The sequence below is a fragment of the Anaerobacillus sp. QJM3NY_32 genome (assembly GCF_056173645.1).
In genome coordinates this window covers 1794517-1812213 of record NZ_CM149684.1, presented here as the reverse complement: position 1 = coordinate 1812213, position 17697 = coordinate 1794517, and the positions used below count along the sequence as shown (strand labels likewise).

Genomic DNA, 17697 nt, shown 5'->3' with positions numbered 1-17697 from the left:
ACTCCGTTTCGTTAATATTTTTCTCGAAAAAAAGCACCCTGAGCGTTGTCAGGGTGCAGAAGGATAGACGCGTTTAAGTAAACGCATCTCTTTCCCACCCTTTTAGGTCTCTCTGTACCTTTTTAAAGGATGATGCTATGCAGCTGGTTCGTTATTTTCAAGATCTTCTTCAAACATTTTCTCAACCGATTGCTGTGAGCTTCCGCCAGGCAAAATGAGGTTCAGCGTAATACCAATGACGGTCGCAAGCGCCATTCCTGCAATTTGCAAGTTGTCACTAACCTGGATGAATGCCCCACCTACACCGATGACTAGGATTACGGAGGAGATAATCAAGTTGCGCTTTTCACCAAGATCAATTTTGTTATCAATCAGCATGCGCAAGCCAGATGATGCAATAATTCCGAAGAGAAGGATCGACACGCCGCCCATGACAGCTGTTGGAATCGTTGAGATAAGAGCTGTTACTTTTCCAATGAAGCCGAACATAAGGGCAAGGACAGCAGCCCCTCCGATGACGAACACGCTGAATACTCGTGTTATCGCAAGCACGCCGATGTTTTCCCCATATGTCGTATTCGGCGGTCCACCAAGGCAAGATGCGATCATTGTGGCTACTCCGTCTCCAAGAATGGAACGATGGAGACCTGGAGTTTTCAAGAAATTCTTGCCGGCAACTTTACTTAAAACCATCTGATCGCCAATGTGCTCTGCAATCGTGACAACTGCAATTGGTACCATGATGAATAAGATTTCCCATGAGAAGACATCAACCGGGTTGTAATCCGCAAACGGGATGATGAAATCCGGCATTTGAAAGAATGAAGCTTCTTTAATTGGAGTAAGGTCAACAATACCCATGAAGTAAGCAAATGTGTATCCAGATACAATGCCGATTAAAATCGGAATCAGGCTGAAAAATCCTCTTAAAAACATGGAAGCGAGAATGGTAATCCCTAGCGTAACAAGCGCGACAGTAAAGTGCGTACCGCTATAGGCTTCCGTAGCAGGGTTATTCATCGCCATGTCAATCGCCGTTCCTGCAAGACCTAGTCCGATGACCATGATCACGGGGCCAACTACGATCGGTGGAAGAAGTTTTAACAGCCAGTTTAACCCAAGCGCTCGAATTCCAATTGCGACAAGACCGTAGACAATCCCGGCAAAAAAGCTTCCGATCATGGCTCCCTCAGGTCCGTGTAAAGAGACGGCTGAAATGATTGGTGCAATAAAGGCGAATGACGACCCCAGGTATGCTGGGATGCGACCTTTCGTTATGGCAAGATAAGCTAGCGTCCCAAGTCCACTTGAGACAAGGGCGACCGCCGGATCAAGTCCGACGAGAAATGGAACTAATATCGTTGCGCCAAACATGGCGAATAAATGCTGTAAGCTTAATGTGAGCCAGCTTGAAGGTTTGGGTACCTCTCGAATTCCTAATACTTTTTTCATGATGTATTCCTCCTTGGTTGTGCGTGTCCCGGCCATCGTTTTTCTTAACCCTAAGGTATAAAAAAACTCCTTGCATGGCCGCAAGGAGGTACACGCGTGTCCTTAAACGGAACGCGTCTCCTCCCTTGGCCGTCTCTCTGGACGGATTTAAAGGGAGCACGATTTATGATTGTGATAAGCTAACTTGGTCAAAGTCATCTACTTCTGTAAGAGCAACTTCAATGATTTCTTCTTTTGCTGTTGGTACGTTCTTCCCTACATAATCGGGACGAATTGGTAATTCTCTGTGTCCACGATCAACTAGCACCGCCAATTGAATTTGTGATGGACGTCCAAGATCCATTAAGGCATCCATTGCAGCACGAACGGTTCTGCCTGTATAAAGGACATCGTCAATAAGTATCACTTTTTGATCTGTTACATCCTTTGAAATGCTTGTGCCTTTTATTAGGGGATCCTGATCTTCGTTTTTGTGAGTAAGGTCATCGCGATACATGGTGATATCAACTTCTCCTACTGAAATCGCTGATCCTTCAATTTGTTCGATTCGTTCAGCTAATCTCTCAGCTAAATAAATGCCTCTTGTTTTAATCCCAACAAGCATTGTATTATCAATGCCCTTATTACGCTCTAGGATTTCATGTGCAATTCGCGTAAGCGCTCTTCGAATCGCTTGATCATCGAGCAAAATGCGTTTGTTTTCCATGATGATCGCCCCTCTCTCTTTATCGGTCTGTGGCATTAAAAAACCCTTTTGCCATGAGGGCAAAAGGGTTTTGGGCATACAAATGTACCGATCGTACATAGCCGTTTTTCCTTTGCAGCCTCACGGGACTGTCTTTAAAGGGTATGCTATTGTCTATAAAGAGTATCGCAAAGATCTCTTCTTAAGTCAACCTTAATCTTGTCTAAGTCGCTTTAATAAACGTTCAATATCCTCTGGAATAGGAGCAGAGAATTCAAGCCACTCTTCTGTTACAGGGTGACTGAAGCCTAGAACACCGGCATGAAGAGCCTGACCATCAATCGGAAGCGACTTTCTTCTTGGGCCATATTTAGGATCACCTGCAACGGGATGATCGATATATTTCATATGAACTCGAATTTGATGCGTACGACCAGTTTCAAGCTTACACTCAACATAAGTAAACTGCTTATAACGTTCTAGAACATGAAAATGCGTAACCGCATCTCGGCTATTTTCATCCGTTACCGTCATCTTCTGACGATCTTGCTTATCTCGCCCGATTGGTGCATCAATTGTCCCCACGTCATGCTGGATGTTGCCATGAACGATGGCAGTATAACGTCGGTTAACGGTTTTAGCTTGAAGCTGCTTTACAAGTGATTCATGGGCTTTGTCGTTCTTTGCGACCATTAATAATCCTGAAGTATCTTTATCAATCCGATGGACGATACCAGGACGGACAACACCGTTAATACCGCTTAGATCGTTAACTTGATACATTAACCCATTAACAAGCGTTCCGCTAGCATGTCCTGGAGCTGGGTGAACAACCATTCCTCGTGGTTTGTTCACGACAAGAACATCCGCATCCTCGTAAACAATCTCAAGGTTCAGATTTTCTGCTACAATTTCTAATTCTTCAGGCTCAGGAACGGTTACTTCGATCTCATCGCCTGCTGTTGCTTTATAATTGCCTTTCACGTCTTCGCCGTTCACTTGAATATTTTTATCTTTAATCCAAGCTTGAACCTGGCTACGCGACCAGTCATTTTCATAAGAAGTAATGAGCTTATCGATTCGCTCACCTTTCTCTTCTTCTGCTACTTTAAATGTGAATTTTTCCATTAGTTTTCCCCTTTAGCCTGCTTACTTTCAAAAATGGTTCCGATAAAGATAAGAATAACACCTACAACAAGGGAGGCATCGGCAACGTTAAAGATCGGAAAATCATAAGAGAAGATAAATGTGTTCACAAAATCTACTACTTCTCCACGAAGGACTCGATCTATAAAGTTCCCTATTGCACCACCAAGTATGAGTGCTAGGGTGACGCTAACGAAACGGCTATGTTTATATTGTCTCATATAATAAATAACCGCTCCAATGACGAAAATGGTAATGATATAAAAGAAAATCATCTGTCCTTGAAGGATTCCGAAGGCGGCGCCCCGGTTTCGATGAGAAGTTAGATAAAGAAAATCATTGATTAATGTAATGTTTTCACCATATTCCATGTACTTCACAACAAGCCATTTCGTCCACTGATCTAGAACAATGATGCCTATGGCTATGAGATATTTCCACACGAGCGCTCCTCCGATCAAATGTTACTTCCTATGAAAGTTTAGCACAGCTTGCTTCAGCAGACAATCGAAACTGAGCTAACAACAAAGAAAAGACGCTTCGCATCGCAAAGCGTCTTTTCGATATATTTCATTAATTAGTAATGATTTTTAACTGTTTCAGCACAGCTAGCGCAAAGAGTTGGGTATTCGCTATTAGCGCCAACGTCTTTTTTCACTTGCCAGCAGCGCTCACACGTTTCTCCCTCAGCAGGTGAAACGGAGATCGCTAGTTCTTCATATACTTTCGCTTCTGCTGGTGCTTCAGCCTTCGTACCGGCCACTGTAGCACCTGATACGATAAAGAGCTTCTCAAGATTTGCTACGCCTTCAAGCAAATCCTTCGTACCATTATCAGCATAAATATGAAGCTGAGCGGTTAACGATTTACCAATTTTCTTCTCGTTACGCGCTTCTTCTAGTGCTTTTAGAACTTCGTCACGAAGCTCCATCACATGATCCCATTTTTCTTCAAGATCAGCTGTACCTTCAAAATTCTTCACTTCTGGCATATCGGAAAGCTGTACATACTCTTCCTTCTCACCAGGGACAAACTGCCATACTTCTTCAGCAGTGTGCGGAATGATAGGCGAAAGAAGTTTCGTAAGCGCAACAGCTGTCTGATAAAGAACCGTTTGGATCGCACGACGGTTCGGGTGATCTGCATGTTCAATATAAAGCGTGTCTTTCGCGATATCGAGATAGAACGAGCTCATTTCAATTGTAAAGAAGTTATGGATCGTATTATAAACCGTTAAGAACTGATACTCATCATAAGCTTTTTTCACTTTCGATACGAGATTATTTAGCTTCACAAGCATATACTGATCAAGTTCACCTAAATCCTTATACGCCACTTGATGCTCTGTTGGGTCAAATCCTTCAAGGTTCCCAAGCATAAAGCGGAACGTGTTGCGAATCTTTCGGTACACTTCAGCTACTTGTTTTAAAATATCATTCGATACGCGAACGTCAGCTTGATAATCCGCCGATGATACCCATAGACGAAGAATATCCGCACCCAATTGTTTCATAACATCATTCGGTACCATTGTATTTCCAAGTGACTTACTCATTTTCTTTCCTTCACCGTCAAGAATAAATCCATGACTGAGAACCGCTTTATAAGGTGCTTTCCCTGTTACGGCTACAGCTGTTGAAAGGGACGAGTTAAACCAGCCACGGTACTGATCAGAACCTTCTAGATACAAATCAGCAGGTCTTGCAAGGTCGCTTCTTTCTTCCAGAACAGCTTGGTGAGAAGAACCTGAGTCAAACCAAACATCCATGATATCCATTTCTTTGCGGAATTCACCGTTTGGACTATGCTCTGAAGTAAATCCTTCAGGTAGAAGTTCTTTTGCATCCCACTCAAACCAAATGTTTGATCCATGCTTACGGAACAATTCTGATACATGAGCAATTGTCTCATCTGTAATGATTGGCTCATTATTTTCGCCATAGAACACTGGGATTGGAACGCCCCATGCACGTTGACGAGAAATACACCAATCTTCACGATCCTTCACCATATTATGAAGGCGAATTTCACCCCATGATGGGAACCATTTCACATCTGCTACAGCTTGAAGAAGTTCAGGGCGGAACTCTTTGATCGACGCAAACCACTGCTCTGTTGCACGGAAAATGATTGGTTTCTTCGTACGCCAATCGTGTGGGTAAGAGTGAGTGAAGAATGTAAGCTTCACTAGCGCGCCAACTTCTTCAAGTTTTTCAGTAATTGGTTTATTTGCTTTGTCATAGAACATACCTTCAAAGCCAGGAGCTTCGTCAGTGAAAACACCTTTCTCATCTACAGGGCAAAGGATGTCTAGCTTATACTTTCTTCCGATCATATAGTCATCTTCACCGTGTCCCGGGGCTGTATGAACGCAACCTGTACCTGCGTCAAGCGTTACGTGGTCACCAAGGATCACAAGAGATTCACGATCGTAGATTGGATGCTGAGCCGTCACGTATTCAAGTTCGCTACCTTTTACGCGCTTCACTTCACTTACGTTGTTCCACTCAAATTCTTCTTTTAATTGATCAACAAGCTCTGTTGCTACAACATATTTCGTACCATCCGCTTCAATGACGCTGTATTCAAACTTCTCATTCAACGCAATGGCAAGGTTTGAAGGAATTGTCCACGGTGTTGTTGTCCAGATGATAAATTTCTCATCGCCATCAAGAACACCTTTTCCATCTTTTACATCAAACGCAACGTAAATCGATGCAGAGCGCTTATCTTGATACTCGATCTCAGCTTCTGCTAATGCTGATTCAGATGTCGGAGACCAATAAACGGTTTTTTTATCTTTATAAATATAACCGCGTTTTGCCATTTCTCCGAACACTTTAATTTGCTGTGCTTCATAGCCTTTATCAAGCGTAATGTATGGGTTATCCCAATCAGCACGAACTCCAAGCCGCTTGAATTGTTCACGCTGGCGATCAACTTGTTTTAATGCGTATTCTTCACATTTCTTTCTAAATTCAGCAACCGTTAACTTCTTACGATCGACGCCTTTTTTCGTTAACGCCTGCTCGATTGGAAGTCCGTGCGTATCCCAACCAGGAACATATGGAGCATTAAAACCGTTCATTGATTTATATCGAACGATGATATCTTTTAAAACTTTGTTCTCTGCATGACCCATATGGATGTCACCATTTGCATATGGAGGGCCATCATGTAGGACGAATAGGGGGCGGTCCTTCGTTCTTTCCTGTACTTTTTCATAGAGATTAATGTTTGCCCATTCTTTTTGCATGTCGGGCTCTTTATTCGGTAAATTTCCTCTCATCGGAAATTTTGTTTTTGGCATTAAGAGCGTTTCTTTATAGCTCATGAGGTTTCCTCCTTCAACTTATAACGAGCAACAACCGTAACGATCTTCAGCCACTCGGGCGTTGTTTCTTCAAAGTGTGCTACAAAATAAAAAAACCTTCTCGTCCCCGAAAAGGGACGAGAAGGTTTTCCCGTGGTACCACCCAAATTAAGCTTTGCGCTCACTTTGCATTCGTAACGTGAATGATTCGCCGAGGCTTACTTATCGTTCAGCACGGGACTCAGGGGCGATCTTCTCTGATTGCTTAACACCGGCTCACACCATTCCCGGCTCGCTTTGTTAAGTAAGAATCAGATACTCTTCCCATCTTCGTCGATCGTTATTGCTATTAATAGAAGTATAGTGTAAATAAAAATAAGAAGTCAAGGAAATGACAAAAAATAAATGAGTGCTTTATGCTTTTTCTTCGATTTGCTCCTGTTGCTGATCTTCTTCCTCATCAAATCGAGCCACTAAGCCATCCCAGTCTTCATTATTTAGCATCTCTAGCTGGGCTTCAACTAGCATACGAAAACGCGTGCGATAAACCGCTGCTTGTTTTTTCAGCTCTTCATTATCCATGGAGATTTTACGCGCTTTAGCAAGCGAATCATTAATAATGCGGTCGGCATTTTTCTCAGCTTCTTTTACGATGAGCTGGGATTCTTTCTTAGCGTTTTGTCTCACTTCTTCCGCTGACTCTTGTGCTACTAGGATCGACTTATTTAACGTTTCTTCAAGGTTTGAGAAGTGCCCAAGTCGTTCTTCTAGAAGCTTCACTCTCTCATTCAATTCTTTCTTTTCTCTGATTACCGTTTCATAATCTTTGATTACCTGATCAAGAAACTCATTGACCTCATCTTCATCATAACCGCGGAATCCGCGTGTAAATTCTTTGTTATGAATATCTAATGGTGTTAAAGGCAATTCAGCCACCTCCGATTTACTCTCTTTTTTCATATACCCGGCTTACTCGTATTTCGACAATCATTTGGATATTCCTTCTATTTATGACAAACTATTTACGAATTTGATACGTAATTCGCCATTTATCCCGCTTTGTTTTGCCATCAACAGAAATAATCTTACTTCTACCTGAACCTCGTAACGATAAATAGTCTCCCTCTTTCACTTCAGCAGAAGGTTGACTGACGATCTTCCAATTTAATTTCGCTCGATCATGTTCAATCATCGGAGCAACCTTACCTCGTGATAGATTGTATACTTCTGCAAGTACCGTATCCAAACGAAGGCTTGTTACTGTGCCTGACTGCTCCTGCCAGGAAGCTTCTACGACGCTTACGCTCGTTAATGGAATTTCGTTAGGAGATATGGACGCTTTACCTGCATGTGTTAAATTCATTTTCACGAAATCCGCAATTTCCTTCGCTACGATTAAATGCGCAGCACTATCCTGCACAAGGATATCTCCAAACTTCTCACGCTTAATTCCAAGACCCATCATTGCCCCAAGCAAATCTGGATGAGTAAGTGATACGAATTTGGCTGGATATGTAATTTCAAAAGCGATTATCTCGAAATCTTCCGTTGTTGGTTCAAAGTAAGGAGGAACAAGAAGAGCCCTCTGACGCTCAGACCCTTCAACTCCACCTGAAAAAAACACGCCCACGTCAGAGTGATTTCCAATGATTTGCCTCACCATATCCTGTTCTCTTGGATCAAGAAAATCGGTTAATCTTGGAGCATACCTTTCTTGAACCTCATCCTGCCATTGTAAAACGCGATCGACAAATGTTCTTTCTTCTGGACGATAGTGTTCGTAAATAGACATTAGCCTATGAATCTAAAGACCGCAATAATTCCATATTGCACAAACTGAAGTGCGAAAATGGCTACGATCGGAGAAATATCAAGCATTCCACCGATTGGAGGAATAATCTTACGAAACGGAGCTAGATATGGTTCTGCTATAGAAGCAATCATTCGTCCAATAGAAGATTCTCTTGCATTTGGAATCCATGACATAAAGATGTAAATGATGAGGATCCACGTATAAATTTGTACTGCTGAAAGTAAGATTGAAACTATGTTCAAACTTTTCACCCTTTCTTAATTACTGGTCTTCGTAAATTTCATCTGTAATGTTACCTGAAATTTCAACATTGTCCGGTGTACATATAAACGTATCCGGACCGAGTTTCTGAATATCGCCACCAACAGCGTAGACTGTTCCACTTAGAAAATCAACAATGCGTCTCGCCTGATCTTGTGGAATACGTTGAAGATTCATCACAACAGACTTCCGATTTTTCACGTGATCAGCGATATCCTGAGCTTCAGCATACACTCTTGGTTCAACTAGCACAACTCTTGAGTTCTTATGAACGCTTTGAAGACTTACCACATTTTGTTTAGACTGCTTACGATTCGCTCGAGTTACTTCAGGCTCTTCTTCTTCCATATATGAATCTTGCTCCTGCTGCTCATCCAACTCTATCGTTTCATCATCAAGTTCAAAGAACTGCTTGAATTTCGTTTTGATACCCAATTCCCTGCACCTCCTGGAGAGCTTATTTTATTTTTCATTTCCGATAAGTGACGATCCAATGCGAACATATGTCGCGCCCTCTTCAACAGCAATTTCATAATCATTTGACATCCCCATTGAAAGCTCATTGCATGGAGCATGTGGGAGTGAAAGGCTTTGGACACGTTCTCCAAGCTCACGAAGTTTCTTGAAAACATCTCGAATTTCATTTGTATTATCTGTATGCGGAGCCATAGCCATTAATCCTACGACTTTAATAGATGAGAATTCATTAAGTGACTCAATAAAAGGTAGCGTCTCACCTGGCGATAATCCATGCTTAGATTCTTCACCAGACACGTTAACTTGCACAAAACAGTTTACTTCACCATCAGCTCTCTTTTGTATTTCTTTAGCTAGAGATATACGATCGAGGGAGTGAATATAATTTACAAATGGAAGAATGTCTTTTACTTTACGAGATTGTAGTGTGCCAATAAAGTGCCACGAAGGCAATGTGCCAATAGCTTCTACTTTCTTCAATAGCCCCTCATCACGACTTTCACCGAAGTGAGTAACGCCAGCTTCTAATGCTTCTTTTGTACGTTCGACGCTAACATATTTCGTCACCGCTACAACATGAATATGCTGAGGATCACGACATGACCGTTCTGCTGCTGCGTTAATTTTTCCTTTGATTGTTTCTAGACTTTCTCTTACATTCACGATAACGCTATACCTCCCCGAGTCCTATGTATGCCATCATTCTTCCTGTTTTTCCATTTTCATTTCGGTGAGAGAAAAACAGATTGCTACAGCTTGTACAATAGTCACTAACTGATAGTTGACTCGCCTTAATCCCTGACCGAAGGAGGAGCTCGCGATTCACGGCTTTTAAATCAAGCTGGTATTTCCCTGTTGCTTTTTCATCAAAAAACAGATCCTGATCTCCTACTAGCGCTTTAATGTGTTCGATAACGCCATCATCAACCTCGTAGCAACATTTCCCTATTGAAGGGCCGACTGCAGCATAAATATCGTCGGTTTGGATTCCATCATTGTTCCACGCACGAATCATCTCTCCTGCAATATTCTTCGTTGTTCCTTTCCAGCCTGCGTGGGCAATCCCCACTCTTTTAGCTGATGGCGCATAGAAATAGAGCGGTACGCAATCGGCATAAAGAGCGGTTAGAAGAACTTCGGGATCATCTGTATATAGCCCGTCCACTTTCGGAACGGCATCTTGATGATTCGTTGCTCCTCGTCCCTTATCCGCTGCTGTTACATTCGCAATGTCGGCGCCATGAATTTGCTCACCAACGATCCATCGATCAAGGGATTGTCCGATATCATAGGCAAGGGTTTCGCGATTTATTAGTACATCTCTCGCTCGATCTGGTACGTGGAATCCAAGATTCAAGCTAGAAAACGGAGTCTGGCTAACTCCGTTTCTACGGGTTGAAAAACCTGCTATCAGGTTATCGTTCCGTTCAGCTTGATCTGGAAATTTCAGTGCCAGTGATGTTTTATGTGTTGATGGTTGAAATGGTTCTTTTTCCACAGTTGCACCCCTTTATACCATGATACAGTTTATACCTTATTTTATCATAATATGTTGTGCCTAAGGGATATAGATTGTTAGATCTTTCTTTCCTTATGATTCTTTCTGAAACGATTCGCCATCAGCTGTATCATGATGTCTTACTAGAATGACATCTGACCCAATTTTCACTATGTTGCGCCATGGAATAACGACATCACTTTCTCGCGCAAACAATCCCATCATTTTACCTGCCCCTGGAATCACAATCGCTTCTATTTTTCCTGTCGTTAAATTAATTTCCAGATCAGCGATGTGACCAAGCTTACGTCCATTCGAGACATTCACAACATCTTTCACCTGAAATTCTGATATTTTTATCATCGCGCACCCACCTTTCATCTCATTATATGAAAAGAAGGCAAAAGAAAAGACCTGTTTCCCAGGTCTCGTTCTAACTTTGGATATTTTTATTCATTTGGTGTATCGCCGCTTTCTCGAGTCGGGACACCTGTGCCTGCGAAATCCCAATCTCATCTGCTACTTCCATTTGCGTTTTACCCTGGAAGAATCTCATTTGTAAGATCATGTTCTCTCGCTGATTTAATCTTGTCATGGCTTCCTTTAAAGCAATATCTTCAAGCCACTGGATGTCTTTCTGTTTATCATCACTGATTTGATCCATAACGAAAATGGGGTCGCCTCCATCATTATAAATAGGTTCAAATAATGAAACAGGATCCTGAATCGCATCAAGTGCAAAGACTACTTCTTCCTTCGTCACCCCAAGCTCTTTGGCAATTTCAGTCGGATTTGGTTCTTTGGAATTCTTCGTCATTAATTTATCTCTAATCTGGAGAGACTTATAAGCGATATCTCTTAAAGATCGTGACACTCTGATCGGATTATTGTCACGGAGATATCTTCTGATTTCACCGATGATCATCGGCACTGCATAAGTAGAGAATTTCACGTTTTGCCCTAAATCAAAGTTATCTATGGATTTCATCAGGCCAATGCAGCCCACCTGAAATAGATCATCCACGTATTCTCCTCGATTATTAAATCGCTGGATCACGCTTAGAACAAGTCTTAAATTACCATTCACTAGTTCTTCACGTGCCGAAATATCCCCTTCCTGCATCTGCTTAAAGAGTACTCTCATTTTTTCATTTTTAAGTACTGGAAGTTTGGATGTATCTACTCCACAAATCTCGACTTTGTTTCGTGTCAACTCATTCCCTCCTCATCGGAGATGCTGTCAAAGTAAAGTATCTCCGCGAGTGGGAATTTTATGCATCTATTATGCTAAGAAGCTCAGACCATTTTATTGAACTCTTTTCGAAGTCGTTTAATGATGCGCTTTTCGAGCCTTGAAATATATGATTGAGAAATGCCAAGTAAATCGGCAACATCTTTTTGCGTTTTCTCTTCTTCTCCAGCAAGACCAAACCTTAGCTCCATAATTTGTTTTTCTCTTGGATTAAGTGTTTCTAATGCCTTCACAAGTAATCTACGATCGACGCGAGCTTCTATCCCGCGCGTAATGATATCTTCATCTGTCCCTAGTACATCAGACAAAAGGAGCTCATTCCCATCCCAGTCCACATTAAGCGGCTCATCAAATGAAACTTCTGAGCGTATTTTATTATTCCGTCGAAGGAACATTAATATTTCATTCTCTATACACCTTGATGCATAGGTTGCAAGCTTGATTTTTTTCTCAGGATTAAATGTGTTTACTGCTTTGATGAGACCAATCGTACCAATACTAATTAAATCTTCAATGTTGATCCCCGTATTCTCAAATTTCCGTGCAATATAAACGACTAGGCGAAGATTACGCTCAATTAAAATCGACCTTGCTGCTTTATCTCCCTTAGGTAATTGAATTAATAAATGGGCCTCTTCATCTTTCGATAGAGGAGGAGGTAACGCTTCGCTCCCTCCTATGTAATAGATCTCATCAGGTTTAATACCAAGCTTCATTAGGATCCGCTGCCACCATAGAACTAACTTAATTTTCATTTTCCCCATCTCGAACTCCTCCTTGGTCGTCTTGTTTTCTCTTCTATGACGCAGTCGCCTTATGTCCTGTCAGCATTTTCGGATGAAGGATACACGTATAATCTTTTTCTCCTGAAATCGTATGAAAGCTTAATCCAACAAGTACTTTTTTGACAGTTAATGAACGCCCCTCCATCGAGATCAATACTTCATCCGGCTTTACAGCACACAAGAATTGATGATCTTGTCCGACTGCCCGAAACGGAACAATACGTAACCGATGTTCCCAACGATCCTCCTCTCCTTCTTCCTGGAATTCTGTGATGTTTTTGGCTTTCTGAATAAACGATGGTGGAAAGTTCGCTTCATGCACCGTCATATCGAGGATCATAACAGGTGAGCCGCTTAAAGGGTCTTGTAGCTGGTTGCCGCTATCGACAAGTGCTTTAGCTGAAATTGTCACATCATCAATTCGGATACTAACTTCTGCTAGTTGATCAAAATGAATTCGTGTTGTCTCAAGATGATCCACTCTTCTTTTTGAAAAAAACCAAACAATAGGGAAACCAACTATCACAAAAAGCCAGCTAATGGGGTCCCCAAATCCAGTACTTTGTGTAGCGACCGCTCCGTTATACACCGTCATATCTTTTTGAAAGAAATAATGCGCCCCCATCATTCCTCCGCCAATCATAAACGTGACAAAATAGAAGAGAAGCCAACATTGAAAAAAGCTACGAAACCTTGTAAAGCCAAACGTTACCACAACAATAAGTAAGGAGTAGAGCAGCTTCATGAATGGGTTTACCATAAATGTTAGGGCAGGAACAAAAAGAAAAAGCACATAACACGAAGCGATTAATGCACCAGTAACAAGCCGTCTCTTTTTCACTTGTTTCTTCAGCAGTATCCCAGTTAGCGCAAGTAGCATGTAATCGAAACAAAAATTTAGCAACCAGATCACATCAAGGTATACTGCCACCGAACGCCTCCCCCCTTGCGATTTTGATACTAAGTATAGACTAAGTTTCTTTATAAAACTGTCAGATTGTGCCGGTTAGAGCGAGGTTATTTTGGATAATTATCACTAGTTTTGTCAGGCGATCATCCGTCCAAAAACACAAAAAAAGCCGCCCTTCTAGAGGACGACTTCTCAATTAAATGGATTGATTTTGATAAGCTCCGTACGTTATTTCTATCCCTGTTGACGCAGGTATAAGCAATTCACAACAATACTCAGGAAAAGCTTTTTCTAGCGCTAAGCGAAGTTCATTCGACGATGCTTTGGCATGAAAGACAATTAATGTTGGACCAGCACCGCTTAAAGCAGCTCCATACGCTCCATTATCCATAGCAATCGCACGAACCTTTTCTAAGTCTGGCACTAGATGTTTTCGATAAGGTTGATGAAAAAGATCACGCTCCATTAGCTTACCCGCCAATTTCCAATCATTTTGAAGAGCAGCGCCTACAAAAACATTTGCGATATTGCTTGCCTCTACAGCTTCTTGAAAAGGGAGCATATCGGGCAACACTGATCGAGAATCCGTTGTTTTCAATTTACGATGTGGAATTAGTGCGATCATCTCTAAATCAGTTACTTGATGTGAAATCGTTCCTATACCTTCCTCTCCAGTTGCAATAACTAGTCCTCCATAAAGGGACGCGGCAACATTATCAGCATGGCCTTCAAATGTTGTAGCAATCTGTACTTTTTCTTCAATCGTTAGATGAAGACCCATTGTAAAGTCCGCGATTTCGACAGCAGCGACAATGGCTGCAGCGCTGCTCCCAAGTCCCCTCTCTAAAGGAAGTTCACTCGTCATTGTCACAGTATAAGGAGAAGGTTTCTTTCCATTCCCATACTTCTTTTCGATTTGCTCGATTGTTTGATAAATCATATTATCTTTACCTGCTGGAAATACATCATCAAAGTCAACGTAATGAAAGGACCATTCTGAAGAGGGTTCTAATTTTACGTGCAAATAGCGATTGATTGCAAGACCTACTGAATCAAATCCTGGTCCAAGATTTGAAGTACTACCTGGAACTTTCAAGTAAAGGCCTTCTTCTCTATTCACTGGCTCACACATCCCTTGAGCTCCTCAAGAAACTGTGTTTTATCTGCTGCAACAACACGTGGTTTTGCAACAACAAGGTCCATTGCAGTGGAAGGATCTTTCAATCCATTCCCCGTTAATACGGCAACAACCTTTGATCCCTTCTTAATCTCTCCTGAGGCAACCTGCTTCATTACTCCAGCTACCGAAGCACACGAAGCTGGTTCAGCAAAAACGCCTTCTTTTTTGGCAAGCTCTTGATACGCATGCAAAATTTCATCATCTGTTACGCTATCGATTTTACCTTTCGATTCAATCACAGCTTCTTCTGCAAGATGCCAACTCGCTGGATTCCCAATACGAATGGCTGTAGCGATTGTCTCTGGATTTGGAATGATTTTCTTTTGAACGATCGCAGCGGACCCCTCAGCCTCAAATCCACGCATTTGCGGTCGACTATCTTCTGAGACATATTCTTTAAACCCTTTCCAATATGCAGAAATGTTCCCAGCATTCCCAACTGGAATCGCAAGCACATCTGGCGCTTCCCCAAGCTGATCACATACTTCAAAAGCCGCTGTCTTTTGACCTTCTAATCGGTAAGGATTAACAGAGTTAACAAGAGCAATAGGCTCAGTCTCCGCAATATCGCGCACCATTCTGAGCGCCTCATCAAAATTCCCATCGATCTCAAAAATTTCTGCTCCATAAATCATGGCTTGGGCAAGCTTACCTAGTGCTACTTTCCCCTTAGGTATAACGATAATGCAGCGTAACCCTGCTCTTGCCCCATAAGCTGCGGCCGCAGCTGCTGTGTTGCCTGTAGAAGCACATATAATAGCGTCACTGCCTTCTTCCTTCGCCTTAGCTACAGCCATTACCATGCCACGATCTTTAAATGAACCAGTCGGATTTGCTCCTTCAATTTTCACATAAAGGGAAATACCTAGTTCGTTTGAAAGTTGCTCAAGCTTTAGCAGAGGTGTATTCCCCTCATTTAGCGTGAGCTGAGGTGTCTCCTCTGTTAGAGGTAAATATTCTTTATATTGCTTAATCAAACCATTCCAGCTCATTACATTCCCTCCACTCGGTAACGACTCTTCACTTCTACGACTACATCCAAGTCTCTTAAACGATTATGAACTTCTTCAAATGCTCGTTGATTCGTTTCATGTGTAATGATGACAAGCTCTGCCGTACCATTATTCACAACTGGCTCTTGAATCAATTTCTCTAAACTTAATCCACGATCTTGGAATAGATGAGAAATTTTTGAAAATGCACCCGGTTCGTCTTTTACAATTAATCTGATAAAATGTTTGCTTTTAATTTGCTCATCGCTTGTTAACTTACGTTCATGCTGTGGAAGAATAACGCTTTTTCCATTCACACCTAACCGCATATTTTTAATAACAGCTACGAGATCGGATACAACCGCAGTGGCAGTCGGTAATTGACCAGCACCAGGGCCATAGAACATTGTTTCTCCTACCGCTTCACCATAGACATACACCGCGTTATATTCATCGTTAACGGACGCTAATGGATGTCTTGAAGGAAGCAATGTTGGCTGAACCGAAAGTTCAATAGATCCGTCTGTTGAGCTCGCAATGCCTAATAATTTAATTGTGTAACCTAGCTTCTTACTATAAGCGATATCTTCTTCATCAACACGTGTGATGCCTTCTACTTTTACATCATCTAATCCAACCTTCATGGAGAAGCCAAGCGTCCCAAGAATCACCATTTTTCTAGCAGCATCTAACCCTTCTACATCAGCAGTAGGATCCGACTCTGCAAATCCAAGGTCCTGAGCTTCTTTTAAGACACTTTCATATGGGACATTGTTTTTTGTCATTTTAGTTAAAATGTAGTTTGTTGTTCCATTCACAATTCCCATTAACTTAGTGATGCGGTCAGAAGATAATCCCTCTACTAAACTTCTAAGAATAGGAATGCCTCCTGCTACACTAGCTTCATAGAAAAGATCACTTTCATGATCAACTGCAGCAGTTAGTAGTTCTCTTCCATGGATCGCCATCAGGTCTTTATTCGCTGTTACAACATGCTTATGATTCTTAAGTGAAGCAAGAATGAACTCTTTCGCCTGATCAATCCCACCAATTACTTCAATCACAACATCGACCTCTGGATTATTGATAACATCTTCAGGATCTTGAGTAAGAATGCTTGAATCTAGATCAACGCTTCTTTCTTTATCCATATCTCTTACAAGCACCTTTGCCACTTTCACCTGACAACCCACTCGCTGCTGCAACTCTTTCTGGTGAGAATCAATCATATGTACAACACCACTACCTACTGTGCCAAGTCCTAACAATCCTACAGATACGCAATCCTTCATATACTCTCCACTCCTTTGTCCTTCTGGTGAGGACACTTGTTTTTATATAATGGACATTATACGTGTGATTGCCCACGAACACAACACCGTTTTCAGAAATAAATAAATTTTATTTATATTAACATAAAAAGCGGAAGTGGTCGACTAGGTCCGACAAGCGCTGGAACCTTTCGTTTGGAACACGCCCTTTGTGTTCTAAGCGAACGGTGAAGCGGCTCGAGGACCTGACCACTGGAGCTGGATTATAAAAAGCGGAAGTGGTCGACTAGGTCCGACAAGCGCTGGAACCTTTCGATTGGAACACGCCCTTTGTGTTCTAAGCGAACGGTGAAGCGCCTCGAGGACCTGACCACTGGAGCTGGATTACACAAAAAGCGGAAGTGGTCGACTAGGTCCGACAAGCGCTGGAACCTTTCGATTGGAACACGCCCTTTGTGTTCTAAGCGAACGGTGAAGCGCCTCGAGGACCTGACCACTGGAGCTGGATTATAAAAAGCGGAAGTGGTCGACTAGGTCCGACAAGCGCTGGAACCTTTCGTTTGGAACACGCCCTTTGTGTTTTAAGCGAACGGTGAAGCGCCTCGAGGACCTGACCACTGGAGCTGGATTACACAAAAAGCGGAAGTGGTCGACCAGGTCCG

Annotated in this window: 18 protein-coding genes and 1 other annotated feature; all 18 genes read right to left on the bottom strand. The window is 42.1% G+C overall.

Translation table 11 applies throughout. The annotated features are described in order from the left end of the window. Nucleotides 1-135 precede the first annotated feature (135 nt). The 18 genes from AC0VYH_RS09715 to AC0VYH_RS09630 all read right to left on the bottom strand — a co-directional run bounded on the left by AC0VYH_RS09715 (nt 136) and on the right by AC0VYH_RS09630 (nt 17056). Nucleotides 136-1452 carry a solute carrier family 23 protein gene (locus AC0VYH_RS09715; RefSeq protein WP_430242781.1) on the bottom strand — a complete coding sequence of 439 codons (1317 nt, stop codon included), beginning with the start codon at nt 1450-1452 and terminating at the stop codon, nt 136-138. Between the two features lie 163 nt (nt 1453-1615). Then, on the bottom strand, nt 1616-2158 hold the full coding sequence (gene pyrR / locus AC0VYH_RS09710; RefSeq protein ID WP_194221361.1) for a bifunctional pyr operon transcriptional regulator/uracil phosphoribosyltransferase PyrR: 543 nt from the start codon (nt 2156-2158) through the stop codon (nt 1616-1618). Nucleotides 2159-2350: 192 nt separating this feature from the next. Next, nucleotides 2351-3265: an RluA family pseudouridine synthase gene (locus AC0VYH_RS09705; protein ID WP_194221360.1), complete on the bottom strand. Its 915-nt coding sequence runs from the start codon at nt 3263-3265 to the stop codon at nt 2351-2353. Beyond that, nucleotides 3265-3726, bottom strand: coding sequence for a signal peptidase II (gene lspA / locus AC0VYH_RS09700; RefSeq protein ID WP_283152264.1), 462 nt, complete (start codon nt 3724-3726; stop codon nt 3265-3267). Before lspA ends, AC0VYH_RS09705 begins: the two co-directional genes overlap by 1 nt. A gap of 134 nt (nt 3727-3860) precedes the next feature. Next, nucleotides 3861-6617, bottom strand: a complete 2757-nt coding sequence (gene ileS, locus AC0VYH_RS09695) for an isoleucine--tRNA ligase (RefSeq protein ID WP_303531210.1) — start codon at nt 6615-6617, stop codon at nt 3861-3863. 109 nt (nt 6618-6726) lie between these two features. Continuing rightward, nucleotides 6727-6936 (bottom strand) — a binding site (T-box leader). 74 nt (nt 6937-7010) lie between these two features. After that, nucleotides 7011-7523, bottom strand: coding sequence for a DivIVA domain-containing protein (locus tag AC0VYH_RS09690; RefSeq protein WP_475367250.1), 513 nt, complete (start codon nt 7521-7523; stop codon nt 7011-7013). A gap of 91 nt (nt 7524-7614) precedes the next feature. Further along, complete coding sequence (locus AC0VYH_RS09685) at nt 7615-8388, bottom strand: YlmH family RNA-binding protein (protein WP_194221356.1); 774 nt, start codon at nt 8386-8388, stop codon at nt 7615-7617. Beyond that, the gene (locus tag AC0VYH_RS09680; RefSeq protein ID WP_194221355.1) at nt 8388-8651 is read right to left on the bottom strand and encodes a YggT family protein; all 264 of its coding nucleotides are present in this window, start codon (nt 8649-8651) and stop codon (nt 8388-8390) included. Before AC0VYH_RS09680 ends, AC0VYH_RS09685 begins: the two co-directional genes overlap by 1 nt. A 19-nt stretch (nt 8652-8670) precedes the next feature. Then, nucleotides 8671-9105: a cell division protein SepF gene (locus AC0VYH_RS09675; RefSeq protein WP_194221354.1), complete on the bottom strand. Its 435-nt coding sequence runs from the start codon at nt 9103-9105 to the stop codon at nt 8671-8673. A gap of 27 nt (nt 9106-9132) precedes the next feature. Then, nucleotides 9133-9810, bottom strand: coding sequence for a YggS family pyridoxal phosphate-dependent enzyme (locus AC0VYH_RS09670; protein ID WP_475373712.1), 678 nt, complete (start codon nt 9808-9810; stop codon nt 9133-9135). 7 nt (nt 9811-9817) lie between these two features. Beyond that, nucleotides 9818-10645 carry a peptidoglycan editing factor PgeF gene (pgeF, locus tag AC0VYH_RS09665; protein ID WP_430242797.1) on the bottom strand — a complete coding sequence of 276 codons (828 nt, stop codon included), beginning with the start codon at nt 10643-10645 and terminating at the stop codon, nt 9818-9820. 93 nt (nt 10646-10738) lie between these two features. After that, a complete protein-coding gene (locus tag AC0VYH_RS09660; RefSeq protein WP_098443312.1) occupies nt 10739-11008 on the bottom strand; it encodes a YlmC/YmxH family sporulation protein in 270 nt (89 codons plus the stop codon). Nucleotides 11009-11078: 70 nt separating this feature from the next. After that, on the bottom strand, nt 11079-11858 hold the full coding sequence (sigG, locus tag AC0VYH_RS09655) for an RNA polymerase sporulation sigma factor SigG (RefSeq protein ID WP_194221351.1): 780 nt from the start codon (nt 11856-11858) through the stop codon (nt 11079-11081). 83 nt (nt 11859-11941) lie between these two features. Next, a complete protein-coding gene (gene sigE, locus AC0VYH_RS09650) occupies nt 11942-12661 on the bottom strand; it encodes an RNA polymerase sporulation sigma factor SigE (protein WP_194221350.1) in 720 nt (239 codons plus the stop codon). A 34-nt stretch (nt 12662-12695) separates the two neighbouring features. Further along, the gene (gene spoIIGA, locus AC0VYH_RS09645) at nt 12696-13613 is read right to left on the bottom strand and encodes a sigma-E processing peptidase SpoIIGA (RefSeq protein ID WP_430242800.1); all 918 of its coding nucleotides are present in this window, start codon (nt 13611-13613) and stop codon (nt 12696-12698) included. A 175-nt stretch (nt 13614-13788) separates the two neighbouring features. Further along, the gene (gene thrB / locus AC0VYH_RS09640; RefSeq protein WP_475368906.1) at nt 13789-14724 is read right to left on the bottom strand and encodes a homoserine kinase; all 936 of its coding nucleotides are present in this window, start codon (nt 14722-14724) and stop codon (nt 13789-13791) included. Next, nucleotides 14709-15764, bottom strand: coding sequence for a threonine synthase (thrC, locus tag AC0VYH_RS09635; RefSeq protein ID WP_430242805.1), 1056 nt, complete (start codon nt 15762-15764; stop codon nt 14709-14711). The genes thrB and thrC overlap by 16 nt, the downstream gene beginning before the upstream one ends. Further along, nucleotides 15764-17056, bottom strand: coding sequence for a homoserine dehydrogenase (locus tag AC0VYH_RS09630; RefSeq protein WP_475373711.1), 1293 nt, complete (start codon nt 17054-17056; stop codon nt 15764-15766). Before AC0VYH_RS09630 ends, thrC begins: the two co-directional genes overlap by 1 nt. Nucleotides 17057-17697: the final 641 nt, after the last annotated feature.

Excerpts from the sequence above, each read along its gene's own strand:
- AC0VYH_RS09715 (WP_430242781.1), bottom strand. The coding sequence starts at position 1,452 with ATGAAAAAAGTATTAGGAATTCGAGAGGTACCCAAACCTTCAAGCTGG.
- pyrR (WP_194221361.1), bottom strand. The coding sequence starts at position 2,158 with ATGGAAAACAAACGCATTTTGCTCGATGATCAAGCGATTCGAAGAGCG.
- AC0VYH_RS09705 (WP_194221360.1), bottom strand. The coding sequence starts at position 3,265 with ATGGAAAAATTCACATTTAAAGTAGCAGAAGAAGAGAAAGGTGAGCGA.
- ileS (WP_303531210.1), bottom strand. The coding sequence starts at position 6,617 with ATGAGCTATAAAGAAACGCTCTTAATGCCAAAAACAAAATTTCCGATG.
- AC0VYH_RS09685 (WP_194221356.1), bottom strand. The coding sequence starts at position 8,388 with ATGTCTATTTACGAACACTATCGTCCAGAAGAAAGAACATTTGTCGAT.
- AC0VYH_RS09660 (WP_098443312.1), bottom strand. The coding sequence starts at position 11,008 with ATGATAAAAATATCAGAATTTCAGGTGAAAGATGTTGTGAATGTCTCG.
- sigE (WP_194221350.1), bottom strand. The coding sequence starts at position 12,661 with ATGGGGAAAATGAAAATTAAGTTAGTTCTATGGTGGCAGCGGATCCTA.
- thrB (WP_475368906.1), bottom strand. The coding sequence starts at position 14,724 with ATGTGTGAGCCAGTGAATAGAGAAGAAGGCCTTTACTTGAAAGTTCCA.
- thrC (WP_430242805.1), bottom strand. The coding sequence starts at position 15,764 with ATGAGCTGGAATGGTTTGATTAAGCAATATAAAGAATATTTACCTCTA.
- AC0VYH_RS09630 (WP_475373711.1), bottom strand. The coding sequence starts at position 17,056 with ATGAAGGATTGCGTATCTGTAGGATTGTTAGGACTTGGCACAGTAGGT.